At 60.1% G+C, this 15,657-nt stretch carries 13 protein-coding genes; 5 read left to right on the top strand and 8 right to left on the bottom strand.

Going from position 1 to position 15,657, the window contains the following annotated elements; genetic code table 11:
• Positions 1-42 precede the first annotated feature (42 nt).
• Complete coding sequence (locus GGD46_RS13800) at positions 43-1,812, bottom strand: glucan ABC transporter ATP-binding protein/ permease (protein ID WP_184704690.1); 1,770 nt, start codon at positions 1,810-1,812, stop codon at positions 43-45.
• 368 nt (positions 1,813-2,180) lie between these two features.
• On the opposite strand from GGD46_RS13800, the gene GGD46_RS13795 reads away from it, so the two are divergent.
• From GGD46_RS13795 to GGD46_RS13785, 3 genes are all read left to right on the top strand, one after another.
• Complete coding sequence (locus GGD46_RS13795) at positions 2,181-2,921, top strand: helix-turn-helix transcriptional regulator (protein ID WP_184705041.1); 741 nt, start codon at positions 2,181-2,183, stop codon at positions 2,919-2,921.
• Positions 2,922-3,036: 115 nt separating this feature from the next.
• Positions 3,037-6,498, top strand: coding sequence for a pyruvate carboxylase (gene pyc / locus GGD46_RS13790; RefSeq protein WP_184704688.1), 3,462 nt, complete (start codon positions 3,037-3,039; stop codon positions 6,496-6,498).
• Between the two features lie 78 nt (positions 6,499-6,576).
• The gene (locus tag GGD46_RS13785; RefSeq protein WP_184704686.1) at positions 6,577-7,398 is read left to right on the top strand and encodes an MBL fold metallo-hydrolase; all 822 of its coding nucleotides are present in this window, start codon (positions 6,577-6,579) and stop codon (positions 7,396-7,398) included.
• 86 nt (positions 7,399-7,484) lie between these two features.
• Here GGD46_RS13785 and GGD46_RS13780 read toward each other — a convergent pair whose 3' ends face one another.
• The 5 genes from GGD46_RS13780 to GGD46_RS13760 all read right to left on the bottom strand — a co-directional run bounded on the left by GGD46_RS13780 (position 7,485) and on the right by GGD46_RS13760 (position 12,053).
• Positions 7,485-8,732, bottom strand: a complete 1,248-nt coding sequence (locus tag GGD46_RS13780; protein ID WP_184704684.1) for a multidrug effflux MFS transporter — start codon at positions 8,730-8,732, stop codon at positions 7,485-7,487.
• Positions 8,733-8,992: 260 nt separating this feature from the next.
• A complete protein-coding gene (locus GGD46_RS13775; RefSeq protein WP_184704682.1) occupies positions 8,993-9,754 on the bottom strand; it encodes an amino acid ABC transporter ATP-binding protein in 762 nt (253 codons plus the stop codon).
• Positions 9,751-10,413 carry an amino acid ABC transporter permease gene (locus tag GGD46_RS13770; protein ID WP_210325557.1) on the bottom strand — a complete coding sequence of 221 codons (663 nt, stop codon included), beginning with the start codon at positions 10,411-10,413 and terminating at the stop codon, positions 9,751-9,753. Before GGD46_RS13770 ends, GGD46_RS13775 begins: the two co-directional genes overlap by 4 nt.
• Before the next feature lie 108 nt (positions 10,414-10,521).
• On the bottom strand, positions 10,522-11,295 hold the full coding sequence (locus GGD46_RS13765) for an amino acid ABC transporter substrate-binding protein (protein ID WP_184704678.1): 774 nt from the start codon (positions 11,293-11,295) through the stop codon (positions 10,522-10,524).
• Positions 11,296-11,528: 233 nt separating this feature from the next.
• Positions 11,529-12,053, bottom strand: coding sequence for a hypothetical protein (locus tag GGD46_RS13760; RefSeq protein WP_184704676.1), 525 nt, complete (start codon positions 12,051-12,053; stop codon positions 11,529-11,531).
• A gap of 343 nt (positions 12,054-12,396) precedes the next feature.
• On the opposite strand from GGD46_RS13760, the gene GGD46_RS13755 reads away from it, so the two are divergent.
• Positions 12,397-13,335: a LysR family transcriptional regulator gene (locus tag GGD46_RS13755; RefSeq protein ID WP_184704674.1), complete on the top strand. Its 939-nt coding sequence runs from the start codon at positions 12,397-12,399 to the stop codon at positions 13,333-13,335.
• Here the strand turns inward: GGD46_RS13755 and GGD46_RS13750 are convergent.
• A complete protein-coding gene (locus tag GGD46_RS13750; RefSeq protein WP_184704672.1) occupies positions 13,286-14,020 on the bottom strand; it encodes an SDR family oxidoreductase in 735 nt (244 codons plus the stop codon). The two genes, GGD46_RS13755 and GGD46_RS13750, sit on opposite strands and share 50 nt — an antisense overlap.
• 395 nt (positions 14,021-14,415) lie before the next feature.
• On the opposite strand from GGD46_RS13750, the gene GGD46_RS13745 reads away from it, so the two are divergent.
• Positions 14,416-14,946, top strand: a complete 531-nt coding sequence (locus tag GGD46_RS13745; protein WP_184704670.1) for a GNAT family N-acetyltransferase — start codon at positions 14,416-14,418, stop codon at positions 14,944-14,946.
• 15 nt (positions 14,947-14,961) lie between these two features.
• On the opposite strand, the gene GGD46_RS13740 is transcribed toward GGD46_RS13745, so the two are convergent.
• A complete protein-coding gene (locus tag GGD46_RS13740) occupies positions 14,962-15,546 on the bottom strand; it encodes a hypothetical protein (RefSeq protein WP_184705039.1) in 585 nt (194 codons plus the stop codon).
• Positions 15,547-15,657 lie beyond the last annotated feature (111 nt).

Below are 15,657 nucleotides of genomic sequence, written 5' to 3'. Positions count from 1 at the left end.
AACGTCGTTCTCCCGGCTTCGATCTTGGGCCCCTTGCGAAGATCAGGCGGCTTCGTTTTCCGTGGCGTATGCCTTGCGGACTTCTTCGTCCGTCAGGATGCCGCTGGCGCGCAGCAGAGCGGCGAAGCGGCCGTTGCTCTGGCTGAGCTCGTTGAAGCTGCCGTTCTCGATGATCCGGCCGTTGTCGAGGAAGAGGACCATGTCGGCCTCGCGAACCGTCGACAGGCGGTGGGCGATAATGAAGGTCGTGCGGTTCTGGCGCAGGTTGTCGATCGCGGTCTTGACCCGGTTTTCGGTTTCAACGTCGAGCGCACTTGTGGCTTCGTCGAGCACGAGGATCGGCGCGTCCTTGAGGATGGCGCGAGCGATCGCGATACGCTGGCGTTCACCGCCCGAGAGCTTGTTGCCACGCTCGCCGACGCGGGTATCGTAACCGCCTTCGCGGGTTTCGATGAAGTCGTTGGCGGCGGCGGCCTGAGCGGCGCGGATCATTTCTTCCTGCGTCGCGCCTTCGCGGCCGAGGCAGATGTTGTCGCTGATTGAGCGGTTCAGCAGACCGGCATCCTGGAAGACGGTGGCGATAAAGCGGCGTAGCGACTTGCGCGTCACCTTGGTGATGTCGTGACCGTCGACGAGGATCTGGCCGTTCTGCGGGTCGAAGACGCGCTGGAGCAGATTGACGAGCGTCGTCTTGCCGGCGCCGGTCGGGCCGACGATAGCAACCGTTTGGCCGGCCTTCACCTTGAAGGAGATGTCGTGCAGGCCCTGCGACGAGTTGGCAAAGCCGAAGGATACGTCGCGGAATTCCACTTCGCCCTTGACGTCCTTGATCTCGGCGAGACCGGCCGGCTCCTCGCGGTCGCGGACGGAATCTTCCAGCGAGTAGAAGTCCACGAGCTTGGCGCGAGCTTCGAAAATCTGGTTGGCGAAGTTGCGCAGCTGCTCCAGACGGCCGATCAGCACGTTGGCGAAAGCGATGAAGGTGATCAGCGCGCCAAGGCTCAGGCTGCCGTCCTGGACAAGTACGGTGCCGATCATCAGGATCGCCATCATGGCCACGGTCGAGGCCGTGCGGTTCAGCGCGCCGGCAAGCGCCCACCAGTCGAGGACCGGATACTGAGCCTCCAGCAGGCGTTCGGTGAACGACTTCAGCGCCTTGGTTTCAGCTTCGATGCGGTTGTAGCTATGCAGCACCGAAACGTTGCTGATCGAATCGCTGACATGCGAGAAGACGGTGTTGTAGTGTCCTTCGACGGAATTCTGGCCGTCCTTCGTACGGTTCATGACCAGGCGGCCGATGCTCCAGTAGAAGATGCCGAGCAGGATGAGCACGGCCGAAAGGCGCAGGTCCATTGCCATGGCGGTCGGGATCATCACGACGAGCGCGACGGCAGTCGTCAGATGATTGCGCATGAATTCGAGCCACAGGCCGAACAGGGCTTCGCAAGCGCGCAGCAGCGTGTTCAGCGCGCTCGCCGTGCCGCGCTGGCTGTGCCAGGACAACGGCATCGAAATGATGCGGCCAAATGCCTCGGTGAGCAGGGATGCGCGGCGGCCATGCGCAAGGCGGTCTGCCTCGCGGGACACCACGATGAAGGCGACTGCACTGAAGACTGCAAAGCCGGCCCACAGCATCATGGTCGGTGTGACGGCTTCTTTCTTGGCAATCGCATCGAAGATGCGGCCGAACAGAACCGGTTCGTAGATGGTGGTCATCGCCAAGGCGATGTTTGCGATCACGACCATCCAAACGCGATAACGATACGCGCCAAGATACTTCAGGGCTCTCGCATAGACTTTGAACAGTGACACGTCTGGCACCCTCTTTGCATCGGCAAAACTCGGAATGCTGGGATGCTACAGATCGCTACCTGAACCGGCGATTAACGGAATCCGACACTGTTTTTCAAAGCGATTTTTCGCGTCATGCGCGCGAGCCTATGTCGTTGACCCTATCGGTTTTGGTTAAAATATGACACCTTGAGGCCACCTTGGTGTTGCGTTGCCATGCGGCGCAAGATCTGCCATCCAAGGTTGAATGATAAAAATTTCGCCAAAAGCGTTTAATTTTGTTCCGGTCTGAGTATGTTGCCGGCGATTGGACGCGCTTTAGGCCAGGCGAGACATCGATGAGAATGTCCAGGCGCCAGCAATTCAGGCTGCAAAGCCAAGGGGTAGATGTGAATATCCATTCGTTATTACAACTGCTTGTGGTCATTGAGGAATGCAAGCTTGCCAAGAATGTCGTTGCAGAACTGGAGCTGGTGCTTCGTTCCTACAAGTTCGATTTTTATGGCCTGCTGAAGCAGCCGCGGCCAAACATCGATCTTGGGCGCTTCATGCTGGCCGGTCGCTGGCCGGAGAAATGGCCGCTGACCTACCAGAACAAGCGATACATGCTTGTCGATCCGGTCGCACGCCATCTTAGCCGGGCGCAGCGGCCGTTCCGCTGGCGTGATGCCATGACCGCGCTCAAGAGCGATCCCCTGCGCCGGCGGATGGAGCAGATGATGGCGGACGCCCGTGCCAACGGCCTGGTCGACGGCTACATCTTCCCGATTCATGGGCGCAACGGCTTGCTGGGCAGCATGACGATCGGCGGCGATGCGGTGGACCTGTCCCCGACGGAGCTGTCTCTCTTCGATGCCGTGGCCAGAAAGACGTTCTGGCGGCTGCTGGAGCTGCGCGACGAGGCGCAGTCTCTCGAAGAGGCCGCCAATGTCGATGCGAAGCTCACCAAGCGCGAGATGGAGGTGCTGAGCCACCTTGCCGAAGGTATGACCTCGATCGAGATCAGCCGCCTGCTCGTCATCTCCAACCACACCGTCGATTGGTACATGAACAGCATCCAGGACAAGCTGAAGGCAAAGAACCGGCAGCACATTGTCGCCATCGCTTTCAGAAACGGACTTATTCCGTAGCGGCAATAATTTCGATTTCCGACGATCGGAGAAATTGACACTTCTTGTGACAAGAAGTTAAGAATTTTCTTCGCGGGTGCAGCATTGCCCGTTCCGATGCCGTGAGGAGACTGCATTGCCTATTTCCAAGATCCTGGTAGCCAACCGTTCCGAAATCGCCATTCGCGTATTCCGCGCCGCCAACGAGCTTGGCATAAAAACGGTGGCCATCTGGGCCGAGGAAGACAAACTCGCGCTGCATCGCTTTAAAGCGGACGAAAGCTATCAGGTCGGCCGCGGCCCGCATCTTGCCCGCGATCTCGGACCGATCGAGAGCTATCTGTCGATCGAGGAAGTCATCCGCGTCGCCAAGCTTTCCGGCGCCGATGCCATCCATCCCGGCTACGGCCTGCTGTCGGAAAGCCCCGAATTCGTCGATGCCTGCGATGCCGCCGGCATCATCTTCATCGGCCCGCGCGCCGACACGATGCGCCAGCTCGGCAACAAGGTCGCGGCGCGCAATCTGGCGATCTCGGTCGGCGTGCCGGTCGTGCCGGCAACCGAGCCGCTGCCCGAGGATATGAAGGAAGTTGCCCGCATGGCCGAGGAAATCGGCTATCCGGTGATGCTCAAGGCCTCCTGGGGCGGCGGCGGTCGCGGCATGCGCGTCATCCGCTCCGAGGCCGATCTTGCCAAGGAAGTGACGGAGGCCAAGCGCGAAGCCAAGGCCGCCTTCGGCAAGGACGAAGTCTATCTTGAGAAGCTCGTCGAGCGCGCCCGCCACGTCGAAAGTCAGGTCCTGGGCGATACGCACGGCAACGTCGTGCACCTGTTCGAGCGCGACTGTTCGGTTCAGCGCCGTAACCAGAAGGTCGTAGAGCGCGCGCCGGCGCCCTATCTCACCGAGGCGCAGCGCCAGGAATTGGCCGCTTATTCGCTGAAGATCGCCGAAGCCACGAATTACGTCGGCGCCGGCACCGTCGAATATCTGATGGATGCCGATACCGGCAAATTCTACTTCATCGAAGTCAATCCGCGCATCCAGGTCGAGCATACCGTGACCGAAGTCGTCACCGGCATTGATATCGTCAAGGCGCAGATCCATATCCTCGACGGCTTCGCCATCGGCACGCCGGAATCGGGTGTTCCGAAGCAGGAAGACATCCGCCTCAACGGCCATGCGCTGCAGTGCCGTGTGACGACCGAGGATCCGGAGCACAATTTCATCCCGGATTACGGCCGCATCACCGCCTATCGTTCGGCCTCGGGCTTCGGTATCCGCCTCGACGGCGGCACCTCCTATACCGGCGCGATCATCACCCGCTACTACGATCCGCTGCTGGTGAAGGTGACGGCCTGGGCGCCGAACCCGCAGGAGGCGATCGCCCGCATGGACCGTGCGCTGCGCGAATTCCGCATCCGCGGCGTTGCAACCAACCTTACCTTCCTCGAAGCGATCATCACGCACCCGAAGTTCCGCGACAACAGCTATACGACGCGGTTCATCGATACGACGCCGGAGCTGTTCCAGCAGGTCAAGCGCCAGGACCGCGCCACCAAGCTCCTGACCTATCTTGCCGATGTCACCGTCAATGGCCATCCCGAAGCGCGCGGCCGTCCCGCGCCGTCGCCCAAGGCTGCCCAGCCGGTGGTGCCCTATATCGATAGCGCTGTTCCGGATGGCACCAAACAGCTGCTGGACAAGCTCGGACCGCAGAAATTCGCCGAATGGATGCGCAACGAAAAGCGCGTGCTGATGACCGATACGACGATGCGCGACGGCCATCAGTCGCTGCTCGCGACCCGCATGCGCACCTATGACATCGCCGGCGTTGCCGGCACCTATGCGCGCGCTTTGCCGCAGCTCCTGTCGCTGGAATGCTGGGGCGGCGCCACCTTCGACGTTTCCATGCGCTTCCTCACGGAAGACCCGTGGGAGCGTCTGTCGCTGATCCGCGAGAGTGCGCCGAACCTGCTTCTCCAGATGCTGCTGCGCGGCGCCAACGGCGTCGGCTATACGAACTATCCCGACAACGTCGTGAAATATTTCGTCCGCCAGGCGGCCCAAGGCGGCGTCGACCTCTTCCGCGTCTTCGACTGCCTGAACTGGGTCGAGAACATGCGCGTGTCGATGGATGCGGTTGCCGAGGAGAACAAGCTCTGCGAGGCGGCGATCTGCTACACCGGCGACATCCTCAACTCCGCCCGCCCGAAATATGATCTGAAATATTATACCGATCTCGCCGTCGAGCTGGAAAAGGCAGGCGCCCATATCATCGCGCTGAAGGACATGGCCGGCTTGTTGAAGCCGGCGGCTGCCAAGGTGCTGTTCAAGGCGCTGCGCGAGGCAACGGGACTGCCGATCCACTTCCACACGCATGATACCTCGGGCATTGCAGCCGCAACCGTGCTGGCTGCGGTCGATGCCGGCGTCGACGCCGTGGATGCGGCGATGGATGCGCTTTCGGGCAATACCTCGCAGCCTTGCCTCGGCTCGATCGTCGAAGCCCTCAAAGGCTCCGAGCGCGATCCGGGCCTCGATCCCGAATGGATCCGCCGCATCTCCTTCTATTGGGAAGCCGTTCGCCACCAGTATGCCGCCTTCGAAAGCGACCTCAAGGGACCGGCTTCGGAGGTTTATCTGCACGAAATGCCGGGCGGACAGTTCACCAACCTCAAGGAGCAGGCCCGCTCGCTCGGTCTTGAGACCCGCTGGCACCAGGTGGCGCAGGCCTATGCCGACGCCAACCAGATGTTCGGCGATATCGTCAAGGTGACGCCGTCCTCCAAGGTTGTCGGCGACATGGCACTAATGATGGTGAGCCAGGATCTGACGGTTGCCGATGTCGAAAACCCGGCCAAGGATATCGCCTTTCCGGATTCGGTCGTTTCCATGCTGAAGGGCGATCTCGGCCAACCGCCGTCCGGATGGCCGGCAGCGCTGCAGAAGAAGGCGCTGAAGGGCGACAAGCCCTATACCGTCCGTCCCGGCTCGCTGCTCGCCGAAGCCGATCTTGATGCCGAGCGCAAGGTCATCGAGACCAAGCTCGAGCGCAAGGTCGACGATTTCGAGTTCGCCTCCTACCTGATGTATCCGAAGGTTTTCACCGACTATGCACTTGCGGCCGACACCTATGGTCCGGTCTCGGTGCTGCCGACACCGGCTTATTTCTACGGCCTCAAGGAAGGCGACGAGCTCTTTGCCGAAATCGAGAAGGGCAAGACCCTCGTCATCGTCAACCAGGCAATGACCGCGACTGACGAGAAGGGCATGGTGACTGTGTTCTTCGAACTCAACGGCCAGCCGCGCCGCATCAAGGTACCGGATCGTGCCCATGGCGCTTCCGGCAGCGCTGTTCGCCGCAAGGCCGATGTCGGCAACGCGGCCCATGTCGGCGCGCCGATGCCGGGCGTCATCTCCACCGTCTTCGTCTCGCCCGGCCAGGCGATCAAGGCCGGCGACGTGCTGGTTTCGATCGAAGCCATGAAGATGGAGACGGCGCTGCACGCCGAAAAGGACGGCACGATCTCCGAGGTGCTGGTGCGCGCCGGCGACCAGATCGACGCCAAGGATCTGCTTGTCGTCTACGGCGCCTGAGCATAGGTAAGAACAGAGGAAAGGGGCGGCTCACTGATCCGCCCCTTTCTCTTTTGCAAATCTCAGGCGGAGCCAGTCATGACCAATCATTCCCTGCATGTCGGGCAGTACGACGTTACGCTTCTGCTTGACGGCCTCTTCGAGGCGCCGGCGGACGTGTTGATCCACGCGGATGGTGATGTCGCTCGGCAGCACGCAATCGCAAACTGGGGCAAGCCGACGCTTCGGGTCGATGTGAACTGCTTCCTGCTGCGCGGACCTGCCGGTGTCTTTCTCGTCGATGCGGGTACGGGCACGTCGTGGGGGCCGAAATACGGCCATGCGCGCGCAGCACTGCGTGACGTGGGTGTCTCGCCGGATGAAATCCGGGGTGTCTTGCTCACCCATATCCATGGCGATCATGCGCTCGGTTTGTTCGATGGTGACGAGGCATATTTCCCTCATGCAGACGTGTTCGTATCGGAGCGCGATATGGCCTTTTTCACCGATCCGGCCGAACGAGAGGCTCTGCCGGAAGCGAGACGCGGTGGCTTCAAGATTGCCGAGCAGCTGCTACGCGTCTACGGGCCGCGCATAAGGCGGATCGGGGCAGGCGAAGTGCTGCCGGGCATAGAGATGCATCCGCTGCCGGGTCACACGCCCGGCCATATCGGCTATCTGCTTCGCGGCAACGACCGTTCCCTGCTTCTCTGGGGCGATACCTTGCATCTGGGGGATCTGCAGCCCGGCGATCCGAAGATCGGACTGGCCTATGATCTCGGTCCCGCGCAGGCGGTTGGAACCCGCATGGCCGCTCTGGAGGATGCTGCGCGCGAAGGCTGGATCGTTGCCGGCGGCCATATCACCGGCTTCGGCCGGGTGGTGCGGGAAACACCGGGCTATAGGCTTCTGCCAGTTTGATATATCCTTGATCGCGAGGGGCCGCATCAACGATGCTCCTCTCGTTCATGAGTAAGCGCGTCGGAGCGTGCGCCTAGAGTTGTGCGTCAGCTAACCCGTTTTTCGATGATGGCGGCCCAGAATGCAGCCAGCAGTGCGAGCAAGGCTGAAATTAGCATCAGGGCGAACAGGGTATGGATCATCGGCGATCGTTCGAGGAACAATCCTGCAATGGAGCCTATGAGCGCGCCACCCGATATCCGCATGGCGGCGGCAAGCCCCGCAGCTGTCCCGACCGTATCTGATCGCACCGACATCGCGCCGCTATTGGCGGCCGGCATGGTCAGCCCGTTGCCGATGCCGATGAAGATGCAGGGGCCGAAGAGCGCCAGAACATGCGTCGCGCCCGACAGCGACAAAGCGAGCCCGGTCGCCAGGCCGATGCAGGTCAGAAGCCGGGCAGTGACCAGGATCATGCCGATCCGGATTCTTGCTGCATAGCGGCCAGCCAGGTAGCTGCCAAGGATGAAGCCAGCGGGAACGAGGCCCATGTAAAATCCGAGCTTGGCGCTCGAGTCATCGAGTGTGTCGCCGATTGTGAGCGGTGCTCCACCAAGGAAGACATACAGCACACCCATCGAGCAGGCCATGCAGAGCGTATAGGCCCAGAACCGCGCTGAGCGCAGAAGCAGCCCATAGGAGGCAAGATAGTTGCTGCCCATTCCCGACAATGGCGGCCTCGATCCTTTCAGTTCGCGCAGGGACAGAAGAAAGGCAGCAATGCCGAGGATTGCGAGAACGACGAAGCTTGCCTGCCAGCCGAAAAGCTGGTCCAGCGTGCCACCGAACAGCGGGCCGACCATCGGTGCCAGTGCCCATCCCATGGCGAGATAGCCGAATTTGCTGGCTGCCTCCCGATCGCTTGATGTCTCTTTGATGATGACGAGCGCCACGGAGTAGCAAGGACCGATGCACGCCTGCATCATGCGGCATAACAGGAAGATGCCTATACTCGGAGCGAGAATGCAGCCGATCGATGCGACGATGAAGACCGAGAGCGCCGTCAGGACAACTGGCCGACGGCCAAAACGGTCCGATATCGCGCCGCCGATGGCTTCCAGGAACGCGGTGACAATGGAGAAGCCGGCGACCGAGAGGTTCACGAGGGCGAAGTCGGCATGGAATGCTGCCGATATTTTTGGAAGCGATGGCAAGATCATGTTGACCGGCAACACAGCGAGGGCGGAAAGCAGGATGAGGGTCGTCAGCCGCGGCTGCGCGGCGGCTCTTGCCTTGGTCGGGTCGTCGACGGCTTGCTTGGATGAATGGTCGATGCGGCTTTCGGTGCGCGTCATGGCCTTGTCCGTCGTCCAGGTGGAAGGTTGAGGGAGATCTGACGAGGCGCCGCCCGGATTTCGGGCAATAAAAAAGGCCCCGTCAGGAGCCTGCTTACCGCACATGGGTGCTTTCGCCGGATGGTTACACCATCCTGCCCATGCGCCTTCCTACCACTACGAGAACCAATGCCGTGTTCATGGGCATTAGAGCTAAACGGAAAGCCGCGCATGGTCAATGCGCGGCTTATTCTCCGGAGCCAGCACTCTAATGGGCGATACTAGATGTCGTAGCTGTGGCCGGCATTCAGCGTCGAGATGAACTGCTTGGTCCGCTCCTGCGCCGGCGCGCCGAAAATGTTGCGCGAGGAGCCGGTCTCGACGATGCTGCCCGCTTCCAGGAAGACGACGTTGTTGGCGATCTTCGAGGCGAGGCGCAGATCATGTGTTGCCATGACCATGGTGGTGCCTTCGCTGGCGAGCTTGCCGAGAACGTCGACCACCTCAGCCGCCAGTTCCGGATCGAGCGCCGAGGTCGGTTCGTCGCAGAGCAGCACGCGCGGCGTGGGAGCAAGGGCACGGGCGATGGCGACGCGCTGCTGCTGGCCGCCAGAGAGCGTCGAGGGCCAGGCATCCATCTTGTGCGCCATGCCGACCTTGGTCAAAAGTTCCACGGCGCGGGCGCGCGCCTTGTCGGCCGGCCAGCGCAGCACGGTCGTCAGGCCCTCCATGACATTTTGGATCGCGGTTTGATGCGGAAAGAGCTGGAAATTCTGGAAAACCATGCCGGTCTGGCGGCGGATCTTCTGGATTTCAGGCCAAGCAGGCTTCTTGCCCGGCTGGAAGGTGGCTGCCTCATCGCCGATGCGGACCGTTCCGGCGGTTGGGATCTCCAGTAGGTTGATGCAACGCAGCAGTGTGCTCTTGCCGCCTCCCGAGGGACCGACGAGCGCCGTCACCGTGCCTTCGGGAAAGACGAGGCTGATATCTTTCAGGATGACGTTGTCACCGAAGCGTTTTTCGATATGCGACAGCTCGATCATGTCCTTGCCTCCTCTAGCGTGCCGCCGGAGCGGGCGAAGCGGCGTTCGAGGTAGCCCTGCAGCGTCGACAGGAAGGTGCTGAGCACGAGATAGATGATGGCGGCCTCGATATAGAGGATCAGCGGCTCATAGGTCGTCGCCACGATGCGTTGTGCGGCCTGGAACAGCTCCGGCACGGTGATTGCGGCGGCGAGCGAGGTATCCTTGACCAGCGAGATGAAGGTGTTCGACAGCGGTGGCACAGCGACTCGGGCTGCCTGCGGCAGGATGGTGCGGCTCATGGCCTGGCGCCAGTTCATGCCGATCGAATAGGCGGCTTCCCACTGGCCCTTCGGTACGGAGGAGATGACGGCACGGATGATTTCGGACGTATAGGCTCCGACGCTGAGCGTAAAGCCGATCACGGCGGCCGGGAACGCATCGAGCAGGATGCCGAGGCTCGGCAGGCCGTAGAAGATCACGAAGAGCTGCACCAGGAGCGGTGTGCCGCGAATGACCCAGACATAGAAACGCGCAACGGCCACCAGCGGTGCCGGGCCGAATAGCCTTGTCACGGCCGTGAGCAGGCCGAGCAGCAAGCCGAGAATGAAGGTGATCAATGTGAGCGGGATGGTGAAGACGAGCCCTGCCCAAAGCAGCGTACCCAAAGACTCCCACATCAGTTGCAACCAGTGCTCCACGCAGAAGCGACCTTTCCATAAGAGAATGCGTCCGGAGATGTCCCCGGACGCATCTTTTTCACAATTTAGCGTTTCTGCCTATTCCCCTTACTTCGAAACGTCCTGTCCAAAGTATTTCTGGGAGATCTTGCCATAGGTGCCGTCAGCCTTGATGTCGGCCAGCGCCTTGTTGATGGCAGCCTGCAGTTCTGGCTCGCCCTTGCGGATGATGGCGGCGGAATAATCGGCATTGGCCTGCTGTGCGACGATTTTCACCGGCGCATCCGGCTTGTGCTTCTTGAAATCGAGGAAGGAGAGGCTGTCGTTGATCGTGGCGTCGGCACGGCCGGTCAGCACGAGCTGGATCGACTGGTCGAAGCCATCGGTGCCGACGAGTTCGGCGCCGGACTCGGTGGCGAGCTTGCCGAAGTTGCTGGTCAGCGACTGTGCAGCCTTCTTGCCCTTCAGATCGGGGAAGTCCTTGATGCCGCTGTTGCTTTCCTTGACGATCAGCACGGCCTTGGAGGCGATGTAGGGATCGGAGAAGTCATACTTCTTCTTGCGGGCATCGGTGACGCCGACTTCGTTGATGACGGTGTCGTAGCGGTTGGCGTCGAGGCCGGCGATCAGGCCGTCCCACTTGCCTTCCAGGAACTGCGCCTTGACGCCGAGCTTCGAGGCGATGGCTTCGGCGATCTCGACATCGAAGCCGGTGAGCTTGCCGCTCTCGTCATGATAGGTGAAGGGCGCATAGGTGCCTTCCGTGCCAACCTTCAGCACGCCGGCAGCCTGGATCGCCTTGAGATTGTCGCCGGCATGGGCGGGCACGAGAAGCGCGGCCTGCACGAGGGCGGCGGCGGCAACAGTCTTCAACCAGTTCATCGTTTTCTTCCGTTTCTTGAGAGCGGTTTCGATCAATGCGGCATACATTGCAGAAATACCGCATCGAGAAAGCGTAGAAAACTGCGAAAGAAAGCGGCAAATGCGAATATTTTTCTCAAAGAAGGAGTTGTGGCGATTTTTGGTGAGAACGAGATGCCGGCGAATATCATTCGCCGCCGGAGGCGTCTCTCATCCGCGGTGAGTGCGGCATATCCAGCCGAGTTGTGGCGAAGTTAATGTGTCCGTTTGATCCCGCATTTTTCGATCCAGTCTGCCGGCAGTACGTTGACGGCGACATCTGGCTTCAATTCAACCAAGGCCATGCGGCTGTAGCTCCAGATGTATGGCACGCAATGTCTTAGAGCAGCGGAATGGACGTAAAACTGAAATTCGCGGGGTACTTCGCGAATGGAATCGAAAAATGAGTGTTGAAGTTCCAGATCCGGCTGAAATTCGAAGATCGCCTCCCTTCTCTTCCAATCTGCATAGGTTCCGACTGAGAACACACCCAGAAGCATCCCTACCGCAAGAAAGACGGGCGGGCGAAAAACCGCACCAAGCCAAGGCATGAACGTGCGAGAGGTTATGAGCGTGGCGAACGCAACAGTTGCGGTCAGCACAATTCCCTCGAACGGAATGCCAAGTCGATCCGCAAATGTGAGAGAAAGTGCAATGAAGGTATATATATTACCGAAGATCAGTAATGAGATAACACAATAAACGATGATGGAAAGCACGAGAGATATCAATACTTCCATATGCTAATCCATCTGAATGAAGTTATAATTTTCAATTTACCAAGTTTGCCAGCTATTGAGTTGGCATCCATATTTTAACGGCTGCTGCGCCCCGAGACCGGCTGTAAGCAGTCTGATAAGAATTATCAAAATCAACTTATAATTGACAATGTGCTGAACAACAACTTTTTGCTTGTCGTCATTGATGCCATTTGAGCGGGGAGACAATCTGATCTGCTTTTGGAAAAGCGCTTGCCATGTTATCGCTCAAGCTCTTCGGGACTGGCATTTTCGTAGCCCAAGTCCGGGCTCTACACTGTCGGCCCTCGCGTCGCCCACTGCGACATCACTACGGTATTGATTGATGCATCCGAGACTTCTCAGGACATTCCTCGCCGTCGCCCGCAACAGAAGCTTTACGCGCGCTGCCGAGGAGGTTCACCTCGCGCAATCGAGTGTCAGCGATCAGATGCAGAGCTTGGAGGCGGAGCTCGGCGCCGAACTCTTCGTCCGCTCGCGGCAAAGCTTGGATTTGACGCAGGCCGGTAAGGTCCTGACCTCCTACGCCGAGGAAATCCTCGTGCTGGCGGATGAGGCGCGGATAGCCATTGCCGCTGCGGGCGGTTCCGAGAAGGGGACTGTCACCATCGGTGCGCTTGAGACCATTGCCTCCGTCCGGTTGCCGGAATGGCTAGCCGGCTTTCAGGCGACTCATTCGGACATTGCGCTTCGGTTGAAGATCGCGGGAACCGGCGAGTTGATGCGCAAGCTTGAAGCCGGCGAGCTCGACGTCGTCTTCTGTTTCGATGGTGGCGGTCTTGATGAGCGTTTTGTGAAGCGTGCGGTTGCCAAGGAAGCGCTGGTTCTCGTGGCGCACAAAGGCGGCGCCTTTGACGCGCGACAGCCGGATCTGACCGAGCTTGCCGCGATGGATTTCCTGGCAACCGAGGTTGGATGCGTTTATCGAGCCATGTTCGACAAGGCCTTTGCCGACGCCGGCCTGGCGCCGCCGAGGCTCGCCGCGGAGGCCGGGAGCATCGGCGCGATCGCGAGGCTGGTTGCCGCGGGGGCGGGCATGGGACTGGTGCCGCGCCTTGGCGTCGCCGATGCCATTGATCGCGGTGAGATCAACGAGCTGCGTTGGCCTGGGCCGTCGCAAACCGTTCCGCTTGTCATGATCTGGCGGCGTCGGCGCGTGCAGCCGCCGCCGCTGAAGTTGCTGCTGGCGGCTGCAAGCGAAGGCTTCGCATCGGTTAAATCAACCGATGCCCGCCCTCGACATGCAGCACAGTTCCAGTCGTAAAGCCGTTGCCCATCAGATAGCCAATGGCGTCGGCTATATCCTCGGGCTGCCCGACACGTCCGGCCGGTAACCGTTTGGCCATGGCATCCAGGGTCTCGTTTCTTTTATCGCCGGCAACGAATGCCCAGATGGGCGTGTCGACCCAGCCGGGCGATACGGCATTCACACGGATCGGCGCCAGTTCGACCGCAAGCGCCCGAACCAGCCCTTCCAGCGCGGCATTGATTGCCGCCACGACAGATCCGCGCGCCGAGGGGCGATAGGCTGCAATGCCGGAGGTGAAGGTGAGGGAGCCGGAGGGCGACAGTGCGGGCGCGCCGTATTTCGCCAGCAGCAGCGGGCCGAAGAACTTGCTGTCGACGACCCTTTGGGCGGCGCTCAAGTCCATGTTGGGCAGGAGTTCATAGGCTCCCTCGATGTCGGCGGCGGTGCTCACGATGTGATCGACCGTGCCGATGCGATCGAACATGGCGGCTACCTCCGCTTCACGAGAAATGTCTATCGTCACCGTCGATAGTGCCGGATACGACAGTTCCGCGCTGGCACGGCCGAGCTTTTCCGCATTCCTTCCGGCGATGATGACGTCTGCTCCGGCGGCAAGCGATTGCTTCGCCAGCGCCAAGCCCATTCCCGAACTGCCGCCGACAATCAAAACCCTTGAGTTCGCTATATCTTTTATTGTCATGTTTTTCATTCCTACAGCTGATGACCGCAGGGGGAGATTTGTCAGAGACGGGCGGGGAGCGAAAACGGAGAAAACCGATGGCGCTATCGGCATGTCCGATGGCGGCCTGACGGCTGGATTTCAGGCAGGTGAAAGGAAACCCGCTCGAAGGCTTACGGTTTCGGATGTAAACAATGCGAGGGTGTATTAAACAACCATGGAGCGTGCAAACTATATCGGGGCTTTCCTGCTCGCGGTATCGTCAGTCGCTACGGCTCTATGAATGAGCCAGCATCGACTTGCGGATGCAAACACGGTGTTTGATTTCGGCTTCCGGCCTTTCGTCGTCATCCACATCGTTTGAGCAGCGGCAGACAACTGAACTACAACACGATCCGCTCTTGGAAACCCTTATCATGCTATCGCTGAAACCCTTTTCGACTGAACATTTCGCAGTTTTGCCTACATGGTTCGACAATGAGAGGGAGTTGGCTCAATGGGGCGGTCCGGGTTTCAGCCATCCGCTTGACGCTTCGCAGCTTGCTCCCCTGCTTCAGGTGGGCCATGGCGATCGCCCCGAGCGGCACTGCTGGATGGCCGAGGACGAAAGCTCAAGTCCGGTCGGCCATGCCCAGCTGGTTTACGATTGGCAGAACGGGGTGGCGCGGATAGCAAGGGTCGCGATAGCGCCGGCCATGCGTGGCAGGGGAATTGCCGTTCCGATGCTGAAACTGGTTCTGGCTAGGGCTTTCTCCGAAGGCGCAATCGAGCGGGTGGAACTCAATGTCTACACCTGGAACGAGCCTGCCATACGCACTTACGCAAAACTTGGCCTTATCAGGGAAGGCGTGCGCCGATCCTCCGCAAAGGTCGGGGAGGAGCGATGGGATACCGCGATCATGGGAATTCTGCGGGCCGAATGGAACGAGGTGGTCACAGCCATATGAGCGAGGCAGCGCCGCTCACGATCCCGTGGAAGCTTCGACGTTCGTCCCTTTGAAGAGTGCTATTGCCAATTCTGCCTCGTCGAACGCACTCGCCAGATTGAGCGCTTCCTCCAAAGAGGCCTGCTTTTGCAGGAGATGATAGAAAAAGCCGTGTACGAAGAGCGGAATTGCGGCGCCATCCGGGTATTCGGCGGGAGCAATGTAGGCGCGCACGCCGCCGGAAAGAAAGGCTTGCGCGAAGGCCTCGTTGCCCGTCAGGCAGGCCGTACTCAGAACGACCTTGCCCGGCAGATTGATCCTGCTCATCAGATTGGCAGGCGGTAAGCTCCCTTTGACGAGGGCAGAGGTGTCGATTTCCTCGACGAATTCCCCGAGCACGAATCCCGTCTCATCGCCGTGGCCGGATAGGATGATATATTCCGGAGCATCGGCCCCCTGATCCAGGCATTTGAGGACGTCGTCAGGTGTTCCCGGCAAATGCAGCAATACCACGGCTCCAAGGCTCTCGAGAACGGCTCTCAAAAGAAGCGCCTCGCCGGAATCGCCGATCGCGACAATAGCAACCGGTTCACGCGGCCAGGAAAAGGACTTGTCGATCATCATCGGTCTCTATCATCTCGGCGGATGCGAAGGTCCCGCAGGATGCGGGTTGCTCCATACCTTACCGCGAAAACCCGCCGAGGACACCTTTGGCGATAGAGCGCGTAGCGC

This window comes from Martinezella lusitana, assembly GCF_014207095.1.
Lineage (GTDB): Bacteria > Pseudomonadota > Alphaproteobacteria > Rhizobiales > Rhizobiaceae > Rhizobium > Rhizobium lusitanum_B.
Note: the sequence above shows the minus strand (reverse complement) of the source record. Positions and strands in the feature narration are given on the sequence as shown.